The sequence below is a fragment of the Pseudomonas sp. AC463 genome, assembly GCF_979253585.1.
Map to the genome: position 1 here is coordinate 1 of NZ_CEEDDZ010001074.1, position 242 is coordinate 242.

1 protein-coding gene is annotated in these 242 nt (G+C 39.7%); it reads left to right on the top strand.

The window, feature by feature from the left end:
* A partial coding sequence (locus tag AC0IYH_RS33570; RefSeq protein ID WP_471838764.1) for a hypothetical protein occupies positions 1-242 on the top strand: 242 nt, incomplete at both ends.

Here is a 242-nt window from a genome sequence, read left to right on the forward strand (position 1 = left end):
GTATATATAAATGAATTGGAAATCATAGGGAGGGCTAGGGTAAGACGTTCTGTTAAGAAAGGAGATCCTGTTTTCGATGGTGATATTGTTGACTTTCAGGAGATTACTTTTGAAGGGCTTGATATTCCTGATGATGTAGCGGTAATGGTTCTATTTTCTCAGGGCTGGAGAAAGGGCCTTTTCTTTGACTTTGGGCCAATACTTCCTACTTCGATTAAGAGAGACTTTAGTCTGTTTAGGGT